The 16,248-nt window shown below is 69.2% G+C and carries 11 protein-coding genes and 1 tRNA gene; 3 read left to right on the forward strand and 9 right to left on the reverse strand.

What is annotated here, in order from left to right:
• Window positions 1-176: 176 nt before the first annotated feature.
• The 7 genes from pknB to AC54T1_RS03045 are packed head-to-tail and all read right to left on the reverse strand — an operon-like array spanning window position 177 to window position 9,645.
• Window positions 177-2,261 carry a Stk1 family PASTA domain-containing Ser/Thr kinase gene (gene pknB, locus AC54T1_RS03015; protein WP_484343854.1) on the reverse strand — a complete coding sequence of 695 codons (2,085 nt, stop codon included), beginning with the start codon at window positions 2,259-2,261 and terminating at the stop codon, window positions 177-179.
• Window positions 2,261-4,036, reverse strand: coding sequence for a serine/threonine-protein kinase (locus tag AC54T1_RS03020; RefSeq protein WP_484343855.1), 1,776 nt, complete (start codon window positions 4,034-4,036; stop codon window positions 2,261-2,263). The genes pknB and AC54T1_RS03020 overlap by 1 nt, the downstream gene beginning before the upstream one ends.
• Window positions 4,033-5,502 carry a peptidoglycan D,D-transpeptidase FtsI family protein gene (locus AC54T1_RS03025; RefSeq protein ID WP_484343856.1) on the reverse strand — a complete coding sequence of 490 codons (1,470 nt, stop codon included), beginning with the start codon at window positions 5,500-5,502 and terminating at the stop codon, window positions 4,033-4,035. The genes AC54T1_RS03020 and AC54T1_RS03025 overlap by 4 nt, the downstream gene beginning before the upstream one ends.
• Entirely contained in the window at window positions 5,499-7,019 is a 1,521-nt protein-coding gene (locus tag AC54T1_RS03030; protein WP_484343857.1) for an FtsW/RodA/SpoVE family cell cycle protein, read from the reverse strand. Before AC54T1_RS03030 ends, AC54T1_RS03025 begins: the two co-directional genes overlap by 4 nt.
• Window positions 7,019-8,425 carry a PP2C family protein-serine/threonine phosphatase gene (locus AC54T1_RS03035; RefSeq protein WP_484343858.1) on the reverse strand — a complete coding sequence of 469 codons (1,407 nt, stop codon included), beginning with the start codon at window positions 8,423-8,425 and terminating at the stop codon, window positions 7,019-7,021. The genes AC54T1_RS03030 and AC54T1_RS03035 overlap by 1 nt, the downstream gene beginning before the upstream one ends.
• Before the next feature lie 6 nt (window positions 8,426-8,431).
• Window positions 8,432-8,917 carry an FHA domain-containing protein FhaB/FipA gene (locus AC54T1_RS03040; protein ID WP_484343859.1) on the reverse strand — a complete coding sequence of 162 codons (486 nt, stop codon included), beginning with the start codon at window positions 8,915-8,917 and terminating at the stop codon, window positions 8,432-8,434.
• Window positions 8,918-8,928: 11 nt separating this feature from the next.
• Window positions 8,929-9,645 (reverse strand): FHA domain-containing protein, encoded by a 717-nt coding sequence (locus AC54T1_RS03045; protein WP_484343860.1) that lies wholly within the window; start codon window positions 9,643-9,645, stop codon window positions 8,929-8,931.
• A 139-nt stretch (window positions 9,646-9,784) separates the two neighbouring features.
• On the opposite strand from AC54T1_RS03045, the gene AC54T1_RS03050 reads away from it, so the two are divergent.
• From AC54T1_RS03050 to AC54T1_RS03060, 3 genes are all read left to right on the forward strand, one after another.
• Window positions 9,785-9,867, forward strand: a tRNA-Leu gene (locus AC54T1_RS03050).
• Between the two features lie 972 nt (window positions 9,868-10,839).
• On the forward strand, window positions 10,840-12,411 hold the full coding sequence (locus tag AC54T1_RS03055) for a DNA cytosine methyltransferase (protein WP_496910977.1): 1,572 nt from the start codon (window positions 10,840-10,842) through the stop codon (window positions 12,409-12,411).
• 10 nt (window positions 12,412-12,421) lie between these two features.
• Window positions 12,422-13,936: a hypothetical protein gene (locus AC54T1_RS03060; protein ID WP_496910978.1), complete on the forward strand. Its 1,515-nt coding sequence runs from the start codon at window positions 12,422-12,424 to the stop codon at window positions 13,934-13,936.
• On the opposite strand, the gene AC54T1_RS03065 is transcribed toward AC54T1_RS03060, so the two are convergent.
• Window positions 13,885-14,979 (reverse strand): hypothetical protein, encoded by a 1,095-nt coding sequence (locus AC54T1_RS03065; RefSeq protein ID WP_496910979.1) that lies wholly within the window; start codon window positions 14,977-14,979, stop codon window positions 13,885-13,887. The two genes, AC54T1_RS03060 and AC54T1_RS03065, sit on opposite strands and share 52 nt — an antisense overlap.
• The gene (locus AC54T1_RS03070; protein WP_496910980.1) at window positions 14,976-15,365 is read right to left on the reverse strand and encodes a hypothetical protein; all 390 of its coding nucleotides are present in this window, start codon (window positions 15,363-15,365) and stop codon (window positions 14,976-14,978) included. The genes AC54T1_RS03065 and AC54T1_RS03070 overlap by 4 nt, the downstream gene beginning before the upstream one ends.
• Window positions 15,366-16,248: the final 883 nt, after the last annotated feature.

Raw genomic sequence — 16,248 nt, forward strand, 5'->3', positions numbered from 1 at the left:
GGGCGCCGAGACACCAGCACCGACATCTCCAGCACCGGCATCTCAGCACGGAGACCTCCAGCACGGAGACCTCCAGTATCGGCATCTGCCGCCCAGCGGCGTCCTGAGACCTGGCACCGGACACAGCAGAGCCCCCGACGACAACCGTCGGGGGCTCTGCTCATCACACGGGGCTGCTAGCCGGACCGGCCGTTCCCGTTGCCGTTCCCCGGGTTCGTGCCGGGTCCCGCACCCGGGCTGGGTGGGGTGCCCTCACCCTCGTCCTCGTCCTCGTCAGGAACCGCCTTGGTGCCGTCCGACACGTAGACGGTCACGGCAGACCCGACGTCGACGAGGGCGCCCGCTCCGGGATCCGTGGCCTCGACGCGACCGGCGGGCATGGTGTTGGCCGTTCCGGGCTGGACGTTGGCGACAAGCCCGAGCTGGGAGAGCGTCGCCACGGCATCCGCCTGGGTGGCGTTCACGAGGCTGTTGGGGATCGGGACCTGCTGGATCTCCGGGGCTTCCGCGACGTACAGCACCACGGTGGCTCCCTGAGCCTGGCGTCCTGCCGCGGGTTCCTGGCGGAGCACGGTCCCGGGCTCCTGGGCGTCGCTCTCCTCCTTCTCGGTGTTGACGTTCAGCCCGAGCGCGTTGAGCGCCGCACGGGCCTCCTCGAGCGGGAGGGTGGAGACGTCAGGCACGTTCACCATCCCGGAGGAGACGTAGAGCGTCACCTGGGTGCCTCGTGGGTGGACCGTGTCCGCCGCAGGGTCCGTCCGGACCACGGAGTCCTTCGGGATGGTCGGGTCGTCCTCCGTCTGGTCGCCGTTGACGACCTTGAAGCCGGCCGCCTCCAGCGCGGCGATCGCCGCCGTCCTGGTCTGCCCGGCGACGTTCGGGATCGCGCTGGCGTCAGGTCCCTGGGAGATCCACACCGACACCTCGGTGTCCGCGGGAACCTCCTTGTCCGCGCTCGGTTCGCTGCGGACGGCCTGGCCCTCGGGGACGGTGTCGCTCATCTCGTAGAGGATGTCGGGGTCCGTCGTGAAGCCCGCGTCGGTCAGCGCGGCCTCCACCTCCTCGATCGTCAGGCCAGCGAGCTGCGGCACGGCGATCGTCGGTATCGCGGGCTCCTCGCCATCACCGCGCAGCAGGAGCATCGCGGCGATCGCGGCCACCGCGATGACAGCGATGGCTACCAGGGCCCAGATGAGGCCCTTGTTGCGCCGCGAGTGGTCGTCCTCGTCGTCCTCGTCAGGTGGCAGGATGCTCGACGAGTCGGAGGCCGGTGCCCATGCCGGAGCGATCTGCGTCTGGGTCGGAGGTCCGCCGTTGGCTGCACCCAGGATCTGGGTCGTGCCAGCGCCTGCGGCCCCCGCTGCTGCGGTGACGACGCCGAGCGACGGGGCAGCGATCGCGGTCCCCCGCACAGCGGCCTCGAGGTCGGAGCGGAACTCCGCCGCGCTGCTGTACCGGGCCGTGCGCTCCTTGGCGAGCGCCTTGAGCGTGATGCGGTCGAGCGTCTCAGGGACGTCGGAGGCGATGCTGCTCGGACTCACCGGAGCCTCGCGGACGTGCTGGTACGCGACCGAGACGGGCGAGTCCCCCACGAACGGCGGCCGACCGGTGAGCAGCTCGAAGAGCAGGCACCCGGTGGAGTACAGGTCGCTGCGCGCGTCGACGCTCTCGCCGCGCGCCTGCTCCGGGGAGAGGTACTGCGCGGTACCGATGACGGCCTGCGTCTGCGTCATGGTCGCGGCGGAGTCCGCCAGCGCCCGGGCGATGCCGAAGTCCATGACCTTCACCGCACCCGTGGGGGTGAGCATGACGTTCGCCGGCTTGATGTCGCGGTGGACGATGCCGGCGTGGTGGGAGTACTCGAGCGCGGAGAGCACCCCGGAGGTGATCTCGACGGCCTCCTCGATGGGCACCGCGTTGCCGTCACGCAGGATCTCGCGGACGGTGTGCCCCTCGACGTACTCCATGACGATGAAGGGCACGTGCGCCATGGCGCCGCCGTGCTCCTGCATCATGTCCTCGCCGGTGTCGTAGACGGCGACGATCGAGGGGTGGTTGAGCGCAGCCGCGGACTGCGCCTCCCGGCGGAACCGCGCCTGGAAGGACGGGTCGCGTGCGAGGTCCGAGCGCAGGATCTTGATCGCCACGGTACGGCCGAGCCTGTTGTCGTGTCCGATGTGAACCTCGGCCATGCCCCCACGGCCGATGAGCTCACCGACCTCGTAACGGCCCGCGAGAATACGGGGTGCGTCGTCAGCCACTACGCGTCCTTAGGTGTTGTCGGTCCTGCGGCGTCGAGCATGTTCGGCGCCATCTCTGGGTAGATCATCCCATCCACGGCGGTCCTCGTGGTGAATGGCTGTGCGGAGGAGCTGTCAGGGTGCTGTGCGGATGCGTTCTCGTCGTCCCGCGTGACGATCGCTCGCACGAGGGTCGCGAGGAGGATGACGACGAGGAAGAGCGCGAGCGCGATGGTGGGCCAGCCGAGCGACCCGATCCGGCGTCCCGTCGTCGTGGAGGTGCGGTGCGGCGTCGCGGTGCGGTGCGTCGCGCCGCCGGACCGTGCACCCGACGAGGAGCGGTTCCGGTCGGCGCGAGTCGCCGGGTTCCGGCTGGCGGCCCGCTGACCAGCAGAGCTCCCACCAGCAGAGCTCCCACCAGCCGAGCTCCTAGCAGCAGGACTCCCCCCGGTCGAGCTCCGGCCGGCGGATGTGCGTCCGGCGGCCGCTGCCCGTGTTCCGTGCGACTGCGCGGCCGGAGGTGGGGGTGGCGGCGGTGGTGGGGGCGGGACCGGGCTTCCGGTTGACGGTGCACCCCTGCCTGCGGGCGCCTTGGTCAGCACGGGCGTGGGCGGGTCCGTCGGCCGGACGGGAGTCGCTGGCGTGTCGGTCCGGCGCCCGGCCGCCTCGCCCCGGGGCCGCATGGCCGGGCGGTCCTCGTCGGTGCTGCGGCGTCCCTCGGCGGCGCGCCGCTCGCTGGAGTGGCGGTGGAGCTCGGGGTTCTGTGGCTCCACGTGCTGCCCCGCGCGGGTGACGGCTGAGGGCTCCCGGGTCGCGGTCGCGTCCTTGAGGTGCGCGCCGGGGCTGCGTGCGGGATCTGCGAGCATCTCCTCCGCGCGCGCCCGCACGGCGCGGCGCTCGGAGGCGGTCGTCGCGCGGCGCGGGGAGCCCGACGACGCACCTGCGCGACGCAGGCCGCTGCCCCACGGGTCCGCCGCGATCTCTTCCGCGAGCAGGTCGAAGCTCCGCGCGAGGACCGCTCCGCTGCGCGGGCGGTCGAGCGGGTCCTTGCTGAGCATCCTTGTGATGAGGTCGGCGAGCCCGGGGTGCACCGATCGCGGCAGCTCAGGGACGGGCTCGTTGACGTGTGCGACGGCGATGTCCACCGGAGTGGCGCCGGTGAAGGGGCGGTTGCCGACGATCGACTCGAACGCGACGATCCCGAGCGAGTACAGGTCTGAGGCGCCTGTGGCCGCCTTGCCGATGGCCTGCTCCGGGGAGAGGTACTGGGCCGTGCCCATGACCATGCCCGCGGCCGTCATCGGCACCTGGTTCGCGGCGAGCGACACACCGAAATCGGTGATCTTCACCTCGCCCGTGCGCTCGAGCAGGATGTTCCCGGGCTTGACGTCGCGGTGCACCACCCCGGCGACGTGCGCGGCGTGCAGCGCCCGAGACGTCTGGGACAGGATGGACAGCAGGCGCAGCACGGGCAGGATCGGCTCGCGCTCGAGGAGGTCGGACATGGGCTCGCCGACGACGAGCTCCATGACGAGGTAGCCGGAGCCCTCCTGCTCCCCGTAGTCGTAGAGCTGGGCGATCCCGGAGTGGGACAGCGCAGCGCTGTTGCGGGCCTCGGTGCGCAGCCGCTCGAGGAAGTCGGCGTTGCCGGCGAACTCCTCGCGGAGGACCTTCGCGGCGACGTCGCGGGCGAGCGACTCGTCGTGCGCGACCCAGACCTCCCCCATCCCGCCGACGGCGATCTGCCGGACCAGGCGGTACCGGCCGCCGAGCGCGATCCCTGCTGCCGGCCTCATCGGTCGATCCCCGCCTGCATCACGGCGCGAGCGATCGGTGCTGCGACGCGACCTCCGGTGGCCTCGTTGGCGAGGTTCCCGCCGTTCTCGACGACGACGGCGACGACCACCTGGGGGTCGTCGGCGGGGGCGAACCCGGTGAACCAGGCGTGCGGCGCCTGGCTCTTGTCCGCACCGTGCTCGGCCGTGCCCGTCTTGCCGGCGACCTGGACCCCCTGGATCTGGGCGGAGGTCCCCGTCCCGGACTGCACGACGCCGACCATCATGTCGCGCAGCGCGTTCGCTGTGCTCTTCGAGATCGGCGTGCTGAGCACGGACGACTCGGCGCGGAACGCCACGTCGAGGTCCGGGGTGCGCACCTGCTGGATGAGGTAGGGGGTCATGAGGTCTCCCCCGTTGGCGATCGCCGCGGAGACCATCGCCACCTGCAGCGGAGTGGTGCGGACGCTCGCCTGACCGATGGCGGCCAGCGCCGTCTCGGCCTCGCTGATGCCGTCCTCGCCCGTCGGGAAGCGGCTGGGGGTCACGGGCATGGGGACCGACAGGTCCGTCTCGAAGCCGAAGGCGGTGGCCTGCTCGGCGAGGACGTCGTCACCGAGGTCGATGCCGAGCTGGCCGAACGCCGTGTTGCACGAGGTCCGCAGTGCGTCGGCGAGGGTCGTCGTCCCGGTGCTCGAGCACTCCGACCCGCCGAAGTTGCCGAGCACCGAGCTCGACTGCGGGAGGGGCAGCTCGGTGGGTGCCGCGATCTCGGTGTCGGGCTGCGCGGCGCCGGTCTCGAGAGCAGCGGCGGCGGTGACGAGCTTGAACGTCGACCCGGGCGGGTAGGTGTCGCCGCCGATCGTCCGGTTGTAGAGCGGGTGGGCGGGGTCCGCCTCGAGGGCCGAGTAGGCCGCGCTCGCCTCGCTCGAGCTGTGCACGGCGAGGAGGTTGGGGTCATAGCTGGGCTTGGAGACCATCGCGAGGATCGCCCCGGTCGAGGGGTCGAGGGCCACGACGGCGCCGCGCTGGTCGCCGAGGGCGTCCCAGGCGGCCTGCTGCATGGCGGGCACGATCGTCAGCTCGACGGCGGAACCCTGGGGGTCCTCGCCGGAGATGAGGTTCTGCAGGCGGCTCCACCACAGGGAGTCCGAGCTGCCGTTGAGGTAGTCGTTGGCGTACCGCTCGATGCCCGTCGCGGGAGAGACGACGGAGTAGTAGCCGGTGACGTGCCCGTAGAGCGCTCCGTCGGGGTACGAGCGCTGGTACCCGAAGGCGTCGTCGACCGGGGTGGAGACGGCCACGGCCTCGCCGCCGATGACGATGGGCCCGCGGTCCGTGCCGTACTCCCGGTAGAGGGTGCGCACGTTGCGCCCGTCGGCGTTGAGGCTCGGAGCCTGGACGAACTGGATCCACGTGGCCGCGACCATGAGGACGAGGAACATCGCGAGCGTGACCACGGCGACGCGCCGGATGGGGACGTTCACCGGTCCACCGTCCCGATGATCTCGGTGCGCTCGTCGGCCCCGTCACCGTATCCGCCCCGGCTGCGGTCGCCGGGACGGACGATCTCGGTCTCGTCGTCCTCGTCGTACCGGCGGGCCGGGGCGTCGTCGGGGTCCTGCCGGTCCTGCGCCGGGGCTGCCGGCACCCCGCGCAGCGGGAGCGGCGTGGGGCGGCGTGCGTTGTCGGAGATCCGGACGAGCAGCGCGACGATGATCCAGTTGGCGAGGAGGGACGATCCTCCGTAGGCGAGGAACGGCGTGGTGAGCCCGGTGAGGGGGATGACGCGGGTGACGCCGCCGACGACGACGAACACCTGCCAGGCGATGACGAACGCGAGGCCGCCCGCGAGCAGCTTGCCGAACCCGTCACGGGTGCCGATCGCGATGCGCATGCCACGCTCGACGAGCAGGAGGTAGAGGGTGAGGATCGCGAGCAGACCGGTGAGGCCGAGCTCCTCACCGAGGGACGTGATGATGAAGTCGGACTCGGCGTACGAGACGAGGTCGGGTCGGCCGTCGCCCCAGCCCGTCCCGAAGAGCCCACCGTTCGCGAGCCCGAACAGGCCGCGGACGAGCTGCCCGGAGCCACCGAACGCCTGGTCGTACACGTCGGGGTCCATCGCGTTGAGCCAGGCGTTGAAGCGGCCCTGGACGTGGCTGAAGTACCGGGCGGCCGCGAGGGCCCCGCCGGCGAACAGCGTGAGACCGATGATCACCCAGCTGATCCGCTCCGTCGCGATGTAGAGCATCGCGACGAAGAGACCGAAGAACAGCAGCGACGTACCGAGGTCGCGTTCGGCGACGAGGACGACGAGGGAGGCGCCCCACACGAGGAGGATCGGCAGCATGTCCCTCATGCGGGGGAGCTGGAGGCCGAGGATCTTGGGGCCCGCGAGGGTGAGGGTGTCCCGGTTGGTGACGAGGTATCCGGCGAAGAACACGGCGAACGCGATCTTGGCGAACTCCCCCGGCTGCAGGGAGAACGGACCGATCCCCACCCAGATCCGGGCACCGTTGATCTGCGTGCCGATCCCCGGGACGAGCGGCAGCGCGACGAGCACGAGACCGACGACCATCGCCGTGTAGGTGTAGCGGCGCAGCGTCCGGTGGTCGCGCAGCACCCAGACGACGGCGACGGCGGCGACCATGCCGAGGGCGGTCCAGCCGAGCTGGCGCGTGGCGAGCTCGGCGGTGTTGCCCTTGAGCTGGGCCGCGAGGTCGAGGCGGTGGATCATCGCGAGCCCCAGCCCGTTGAGGGCGAGGGCGATGGGCAGCAGCACCGGGTCGGCGTACGGGGCGCGCCACCGGACGACGAGGTGGAGGCCGAGTCCGAGGACGGCCATGCCACCGGTGAGGACGTAGAAGTTCGCCGGGAGGGTGCCCTCCATCGAGAGGCTGACGAGCGCGTACGCGCCGCCGCCGATGAGCAGCGCGACGAGCAGGAGACCGAGCTCGCTGGCGCGGCCACCGCGGACCCGGCTGGGCTCGACCGTCGCCATCAGGACGTGCCCTCCGCGTCCTCGACGAGGTTCTCGACGCGTGCTCGGGCGTCGTCGAGCGAGGAGGCGCGCAACGTCCGTTCGACCTGCTGGGCGACGAAGCCCTCGAGCTCGCTGACGCGCAGGTCCGAGACCTCGACGACGGACGAGAGGTGCAGCGGTCCGGCGCTCTGCGGGATGCCTCGGAAGATCGCGACCTTCCCGTCCTGCGCGCCGACGTAGTACTGCGTCTGTGTCCAGCGGTAGCCCCACCAGCCCCCGGCGCCGAGGAGGGCGACGAGGAGCACGACGACGAGGAGGGTGCGGACCCAGCGGCGGCGGGGCTCCTCGTCTGCCTTGGCCTCGTCCGCCTCCTTGCGTGCGCGGGCGCGCTCGGCGCGTGCGGCGCGGCGGCGCGCGCGGCGGCCAGGTCGGGGTCCGGGGACCTCATCGTCCGCGTCGTCCGGAGGGTCCGACGCCATCGGTGCGAGGTCGTCCGGCGCGTCGTCGTCGTGGGACGGCCGGCCCTCCGCGGTCGTCGCGTCGGCCAGGGCCTCGACGCGGGCTCGTGCGTCGGCGAGGAGGGCGGCGGCGCGGGCGGCCGGACCGTCCGCGGCGACGGTCGGGGCATCCCGGCTCACGGCGACCGACCCGACGACCTGCACGCCCGAGTAGGGGCCGGCGCCGTCGGGGAGGTCGTCGAGGTCGAGGACGTCCGCGACGATGCACGTGATGTTGTCGGAGCCTCCGGCGCGCAGCGCCAGCTGGATGAGGCGCTCGGCGCACTCGTCGATGTCGTCGATGTCGTGGAGCGTGCGTTCGAGGGTCTCGAGGCTGACGAACCCGCTGAGGCCGTCGGAGCACAGCAGCCAGCGGTCGCCGACGCGCGCCTCGCGGACCGACAGGTCGGGGTTGAGGTCGAGGTCGAAATCACCGAGGACCCGCATGACGACGGAGCGCTGCGGGTGGTGCTCGGCCTCCTCCGGGGTGATCTTGCCCGTGTCGACGAGGTGCTGGACGAACGTGTGGTCCTTCGTCACCTGGCTGAGCCGGCCGTCCCGGAGCACGTAGGCCCGGGAGTCGCCCATGTGTGCCATCGCGAGCTTGTTGCCCGAGCGCAGGAGTGCGGTGACCGTGGTCCCCATGCCGCCGAGCTCGGCGTCCTCGCGGGACCGGCGCACGAGCTCCAGGCGGGCTTCCTCGATGGCTTCCCCGAGCCGCTCGAGGATCTCGTGGGAGCCGAACGCCTCGCCGTCGAGCGGCGCGAGGGACGCGACGGTGAGCGAGGACGCGATGTCCCCGCCGGCGTGACCGCCCATGCCGTCCGCGACGAGCAGCAGGTGCGGGCCGGCGTACGCGGAGTCCTGGTTGTTGGAGCGCACGAGACCCACGTCGGAGCGCGCGGCATAACGCAGGGCGATGGTCACGGGCGGCTACCTCTGCAGCTCGACGACGCTCTGCCCCACCCGGACCTGCACACCCGGGGAGAGGGGTGTCGGAGAGGTGACCTTCTGGGTGCCGATGAAGGTGCCGTTCGTGGACCCGAGGTCCTCGAGGATCCACTGGTCGCCCGACGGGAAGATCCGGGCGTGCCGGGACGAGGAGTAGTCGTCGTCGAGGACGAGCGTGCAGCTCGGGGCGCGGCCGATGAGGATCGCCGACGTGGTGAGCGGGAGGGTCGTGCCGCGCAGCGGGCCGGACGTGACGACGAGGCGCGAGGGCTTCGCGCGCGGCTTGGGTGCGGGGGCTGCCCCGGACGCGTGGGGGACGCCGGCAACGGCTTCACGGGTGGCGTTCTTGCGGGAGGTGATCCGCGTGCCGTAGAGATCCCGACGCAGGACGCGGATGATCGAGAAGACGAACGCCCACAACAGGACCAGGTAGCCCAGCCGCAGCAGGGTCATCGTCAGTTCGCTCATGGGCGCGCCGGTCACCACTCCCCGCGTGAGGGGTCGTCCGAGACACCCGTCCAGAACATGATGCGCGTGCGCCCGATGGTCAGTGAGTTGCCGTCCAGCAGCGTCGCCGCGGGGACCTGGTGCCCCTCGACGAACAAGCCGTTGGTCGAGCCGAGGTCGGTGGCGATGACGCCGTCCGGGGTGACCCGGATCTCGAGGTGCCTGCGGGACACCCCGGGGTCGTCGACGACGATGTCCGCCTCGGCGCCGCGGCCGATGACGGTGACGGGGCCGGTGAGGAGGTACCGCTGGCCGTCGATGTCGACGAGCGGGTGCCGGGAGCTCGGGGCGGCGCTCGTCGAGGGCGCCACCGCGCCGCGCACCGTCGAGGAGTGCACCTCGAAGCGGCTGTTCTCGAGGTCCTCGGTCTCGAGGAACGACACGGTCACGGGGCCGACGAAGGCGTAGTGCTGGGAGGCTGCGTGCTGGGTGACGTTGGCGGCGAGCTCGTCCGCGATCGTCTCGGCGCCCCACCCCTCGACCTGCGCGAAGTCCTCGACGGAGAGGTAGATGAGGAACTCGTTGGGCACGACCGTGCGGTCGCGGTCCACGACGGCGGCGCGGTCGTCGACCTCGCGTCGCAGGGCGCTGGCGAGCTCCACGGGCTTGAGCTCGCTGCGGAACACGCGTGCGAACGTGTTGTTGACGGCACGCTCGACGCCCTTCTCGAACCTGTCCAGAACTCCCATGCCGCCTCCTTCCGTCCTGCGTGCTCTGCTCCGGGACCGTGGAGGCCTGCTGCCCCCCGACGATCATCGTATAGACCAAACGGTGTGATGAGGGGCATGCGTGCAACACGCACCCTGCATGCTAATCTTCCTCAGTCACGCGTGAGTGGCGGAATGGCAGACGCGCTGGCTTCAGGTGCCAGTGCCCGCAAGGGCGTGGGGGTTCAAGTCCCCCCTCACGCACAGTGGGGCCTTGGAACAACCAAGGCCCAGCAGTCCGGATAACTCCCGGCAGGATGTGATCCTGCCGGGAGTTTCTGGTTCCAGGGGCACCCTGACGACTTGGTGAGCACGGTAGCGTGCTAGTGCCTCTGCTTACCCGGCGCGTCTGGCGGTGAGAACCGGTGGGCGCACGTCGAGCAGCCCGGTCACCATGGTCGTGCCACCCTGGCTGTGGTTCTGTGGAGTTCGGTGACGCCTGGTGCGTCAGGCGGCCGTGGGCGGCCCCTGCCTCGCGGAGTCGTAGGGCTCGTGAAACGCGCGCTTCGCGTTCGGCGGCTCTTGATGTGTGCGTGTGCTCGACGCGCCAGTCATGTCGTCAGCAGTGCGTGCCGGCACCCTCGACGCCTGCCGGTGCCGCGCCCCCGCGAGCCCAGTCGTCGTAACGCCGGGGCGGGATCTCGTGACTGAGAAGCAGCCCTCCCCGTGGCCCCTGCCGTTCCTGGAGGCCAGGCCGCACCTTGAGCCTGGGCAGTGGGGCAGTGGGGCAGTGGGAAGTGCGGATGAGCGCGAACACACGAATCAGCCCGATCAACGAGTTGCACGACGAGCGCCTCCCGCACGTAGAGGGCCGGCTGCTGTCGAGGGGCGTTGAGGTCGCGTTTGAGCCGCGCGGACCAATGCGGGCGAGATCACGCCGTGGCGCGTTGACCGACGCAAATAAGAGGCCGTCGACGCGGCCATGGGCCCGGGCTACATGGCCGTGACGACGATGCGGGAGCCACAGCGTGCCCCTACGCCCGGGTTACTAGCCGTGGACACCTGGATCTCCATGGGGCCGGCCACGTCGGCGTGAGCGAATGTGGTGCCAACACGTCGCGGGTCTCCAACCCGAGCAGACGACGCCGGCGAGCGCGTCACCGGCGACCGGGCGAGCCGACGTGTGCTGCGCAGCGGGGGCATGGGTGTCAGACCCATCTGCCTATGATTCGACCCATGGCAGTGGCTCCCGCGTTCACGTTCGTCGACCTCTTCGCGGGCATCGGCGGGTTCCACGCTGTGATGAAGGCGTTCGGCGGTGAGTGCGTGTACGCAGTCGAGATCGACCCCCGGGCAGCCCACGTCTACGAGGCCAACTGGGGTCACCGAGCCCTCGGTGACATCACCGAGGACGCGGACGCCGACCGCGGCCTGATGAACGTGCCCGAGCACGACGTGCTGTGCGCGGGGTTCCCGTGTCAGCCGTTCAGCAAGAGCGGTGCGCAGCGCGGCATGGATGAGGCGCGCGGGACGCTGTTCTTCAACATCGCCTCCATCATCAAGGCTCACCACCCTAAGGTCGTCATCCTCGAGAACGTCCGTAACCTGGTCGGGCCGCGCCACGAGCACGAGTGGGACGTCATCATCAAGACCCTCCGTCAGGAGGGATATAACGTCTCCGGCACGCCCGCCATCTTCTCCCCGCACCTACTGCCACCTCATCTGGGCGGCACGCCTCAGGTTCGGGAGCGAGTCTTCATCACCGCCACCTATGCCCCGCAGAGTGTGCCGCGCCGGGCCGACGGTTCGGTGGACGTCGCAACTAGAGGCCCGTTGCCGGTGGCGACCATGAAGGACCGGTTTCCTCGAACCTTCGACAGCAACGCGCCCCTTTTCGATCCCGGTTCTGCGGAGGGTGGATGGAACCTGCTGGACTCCGGTCTACTCGACGACAGCCACACCATTCCCGGGTGCGAGCTCTCACCCACGGAGCGACTGTGGATCGACGCCTGGGACGACTTCACACACATCATGCGCACGCAGACGGGGGAGTCCCTGAAGGGTTTCCCCTACTGGGCCGACTCCTGGTTGCAATTTCCTGAGGCGAAGTTCGCAATGCGGCGACCGATGCCACCACTGCTGGACGCCGAGACAAGGTGCTACAGCCCTCGCTCCGAGGAGGGTCCTCAACTACCCGAAAAGGTGACGCGCCCGGTGATCAACAAGTCGGACCCGGACTGGATGCGGTCACACCTACGGCGGAACTATGACGCGTTCGAGAAGCACTGGCGTGTGATCCTGCCTTGGGCGTGGAAGTGGGGAATCTACACGGAACTGTTCCCGGCGAGCCGCCGCAAACTCGAGTGGCAGGCTCAGGACGCCAAGGGCTTGTGGGAGACGGTCATGCACTTCCGCCCATCCGGCATCCGTGCCAAGCGACCGACCTACCTGCCCGCGCTTGTCGCAATCACACAAACCTCGATCATCGGTGATCGAGAGCGTCGACTTTCTCCCCGGGAGACAGCTCGGTTGCAGGGTCTTCCGGACACGTTCATCTTCCCGGGCCAGCCAGCTGCGGCCACTTATAAGCAGATGGGCAACGGTGTGGCGGTGGGTGCCGTCCAGCACGTGTTCCGGGAGCACATCCTCCGCGACGAGAGACTCCTCAACGCCGACCCGGACGGGGTCGGGCCAGCGATAGTAGCGGCCGCCCGCGAGGCGACGCCAGCGTTGGTATCGAAGCGTCTGGCTGAACACCAGCCTGCAGGTACTTCGAGCGTCCGCGTTAAGGCGCGCTACCGCGTCTAGTGTGAGGCGCATGTCCCGCGCCTCCCAACAGCCACAGTTCTTCCTGCCCGCCGCGACGGCTGCGGAGGCGGTCGCGCGGATCTACTCCCTGACGGGTGCTCAGGATCGGGGCACCCGTGGTGAAAAGCGTGCGGTCATCGCCCTACGGGACGCCCTTGGACTCGACATCGATGTGGCGCGGACCAATGCAGTCGTCGGCCGGCAGATCGCTGACGCCCTCGACGTGGAGTGGCGCTCGAACTACGAGGATCTGAACAAGATCAACCTGGCGGGTCTCAATGCCCTGCTGGAGGGGGCCGCCAACGCTTACCACGAGGGATCGTTGCGCCGCCTTGCTGGACAGCGACCGGTCGGGCTTGAAGGAGCACGATGGGAGGCGTTCGAGCCGGCGCGCTCGAAGATCGAGGCAGTGAACCGCATCAGCCAGCTCACCAGTTCGGGATCAGAGTGGCTAGGGCCGGGGAGCAAGGAGCACAAGAGCGTTCTCGTCAATCTCGCCAATGCACTGGCACCCGACCTCGACACCGGCCTGAGCAAGACGAAACTCGGGGCGGCCCTCGCGCACGAGTTCGGCGCCCCGTGGTCGGACGCCTGCGCCTCCACCGGAGAGACGATCTCTTTGGTCGGCCTGAACCTGATCCTCGCGGGTGCGGAACTTCGGCTCGGCCGTCTTGGTGTTGCTAGAGCTATGCTGCTCGACACGCCTGAGGCTGAGGGGGGCGCGCTGGCTGCCGCTCTCCTGGACGGCTGGAGAGCGCAGGGTCAGCCCGACGGTGGTACGCGGGTCGTCTGGGATGGCCGAGCGTGTATCGAGTGGATGTCCGACCAGGGCCTGACTCGCGGACCCAACGACAATGAGTGGCAGGGATTCTACTTCGAGGCGCGAGGGCGGGAGATCCTCAACTCGGCGTTTACCCCAAACCCGACACCCCCGAAGAGCCGGTACAGCAACACACCGTTCGATTACTCGTTGCGTTATGTGTGGGACCTCAAGGCGCACACTGACTCGTGGCGGAGTCCATTGACGGGCGCTGTCCGTCCAGGCCAGTCCTCGGCGCCACTTAACGACCAGGTCGCGATGGACGAGTGCATCGCGGACCAAGGGCTGGGATTCCTGATGCTCAGTGGGGTCGCCGTAGCCGATGAGGACGGGGATTTCGTTGCCTGGCACCGCTCGCGGAAAGCTGAGCGCGGCGTCAAGTCCAAGTCGTCCAACTCCGGAAAATCCCGGATGCGGAAGGCCGCGTTCGAGCCGCTATACATCGAAGCCTTCTACTTCCACAACAGTGAGGCTCTCGAAGGGGCTAAGGCCGCCGGATGTCTGACCGGCTTCCAGGGCGGGTTCCGGCAGGCGCCCGGCGAGCCAGGGGAGGAAGGTCGCGCACGGCGCCCGAAATACTCCCTTTCTGTCGTGAAAGCGCGGAGTGTTGGGCTACAGATCGCCTGGCATGACTGGACGCATGAGGTTCCGACTCACCATCCGGCTGCCCAGTTGAACCGACTGCCGGTGCGGCCTCCGTGGTAGTAGTTCGCATTGATGGCGCTGCGGGCAATCGTCAGCGACGCCACGTGGGCTGGTTCGTCCGCGGGATTCACTCCGGAGAGCGGAACCTCACCTGAGTCGCTAACGGGTCGAGTCGACCACGTTCTCAGGCCGGCGATGCTGCCTCGAACGGGGTCTCTCCAGCCGGTGAGTTCGGTGAGCCAGGTGAGCGCACGCGCAATCGTCGCAGGAGAGCTTCCCGCGAGGTTCCAGTCGTCGTTCAACCAAGGATCGATCCCACTGGCTCGGCATTCGCGGTCGAGTGCGTTGACCGTATTGAGGAAGTCATGAGGCCGCATGTTCTCGACGAGACGAAAGACCTGCTCGGAGAGGCTCGCCGGCCCCACTGCGCCGACCATGACCGGCCACCACACACGGGCATTGAAGGCGTACTTCGTATAGGTGGCGATTCCGCCATCGCAGTTGGCGACCAACCACGGAAGGTAGTGGCGGTCGAAGAACTTGGGTGGATGGCCTGCTGCCTCCAGCAACGCCAGCACCAACTGAGCGGTGCCAAGCGGGTACTTGTACTTGGAGGATCGAGCGTTCGAGGAGTTCTCGTAGGATCCCTCCGTCTGTGCCCAGATCGAGGGGACGGCGTACAGCCGCGTCATGTTGGCAGCGTCCACTGCGGCATCCCACGCCTGAAAGGCAGCCCGGAGCCCCACGAGCCTTGACTGCTTGCTGCCGTAACGGACGACGTGGTTGCTGATGCTGTCGTGCTTGAGTGAGAAGAGGTCCACGGCGACCGCGTCCTCCGGGACTCCAGTCACGACGGAAGGATGGACGAGCCAAGTCTGCGACCTGGTGATGAAGCCGACTATCTCCCAATGGGGCGCGACCGACGCGAGCATGGCGGCAGCGACGATGCCGTCGATGTCAGCGCTTACCACCATCTGCCGAGGGTGCTGCAACTCATAACCGAGGCGGGCAGCCGAGGACGATGGATCCGAGCCGTCGAGGTGCTTCGACATCGCCTCGATGGCGATGCGCCGACGTGCGGTCGCGGTCGCCTGGATGCTCACGTCACGGCTCTTCCGTCGTCAATCTCAGCAACCTGCGAAGCCCGTTTCGTAAGGCCTGCAAACCCTCGAACGTAACCGGGGACCCTCCCGGTGACCTGGTCGCTCGCGTCGAAGTCGTCCGGCCACGGCAGGTCGGCCTTGCGCACGATCGCCTCACAGACGGGCATGGACCGTGCAGGGACCTCTGCCCGCTGCGCTGCTGTTGCGAAGACGCGGCTCGGTAGGCTCGAGCCGCGGTTGATGGGCCTACGCGGGAGTCCGAGCAGATCGCAGACGCCGTTGAGCACGTCCTGCTTTGTCTCGCCACCGTGGAAGGCGTAGGAGCCAAGCGGGCTGGAGCCGATGTCGGTCACTTCCTTGCAGATGCCGCACCAGTCGGGGTTCATGCTATGCACGCACTCTTCAATCACGGACGATATGTACCACACATGGGATCGTGCCAGGCGGATCCGCGGCCCGCCAGGAGGGTGATCATGTGTCACTGCGCATCGCTCGTGGGCGTCGAGTCCTGCCGTCCACTACATCATTAAAGCTAACCGTCGGCGTGACGGAGCCCGAGCTCGCAGTTCGGCGACTCGTGCACGCCGCGGGACTCCGATACCGATGGGCCCCGCGGCGAACAGAAGCGGCACCGTGAGGAGCAGCGCGGCAGGTGCGCGGCGACTCAGCCCGAGCCTGCTCCAGTCTCCCGGTTGATGGACCACCTCGCCCTCGAGGCGCAGGAGTTCGACCTTGCCGAGCTAGGGAACGTCCTGCTGGGCTTTCTTTGCGTCGGACGTCCCGTCTGCCGTCGTGAATATCGCGAACATGCCGCTGACCGCGTAGGGGCGCGGTGTCTGCCGATCGCCTCCTGGTAACTGGCGATCCAGTTGTAGACCTTGGCTTCGTTTTCGGTGAGGTCCGGGACGTCCTCGCAGACGATGCCGGCCTCGGGGTCGGAGTGGACGGATCCCGTCGGTGGGTGCGGGTTCGCGCGTTGGCGAGGGGTCGGCGTGGTCGTCGGCGACGCGGTGGCTCCCGGGGCCTCAACGGCCGGTGAGGTGCAGGCGGTCAGCAGAAGCAGCGCATCGACGTTCAGGGCGGTGCGCGCGTTCGCGAAGGCTCCTCGGCGTGGCGCCACGTGTCGAGTCAGCGTCCGGCGGGTGATGCAGACTCGACTTGTGCTCCAGTTTGGTTCTCCGGGTCTGTGGTGTGCCCACCGAGGGTTTTCATCCGTCTCCGCCCACGCCTCGATCTGTGCCCGGTGATGGAGGGGCAGGGCGCGCGCGG

It is taken from the genome of Sanguibacter sp. Z41_6 (genome assembly GCF_059621145.1).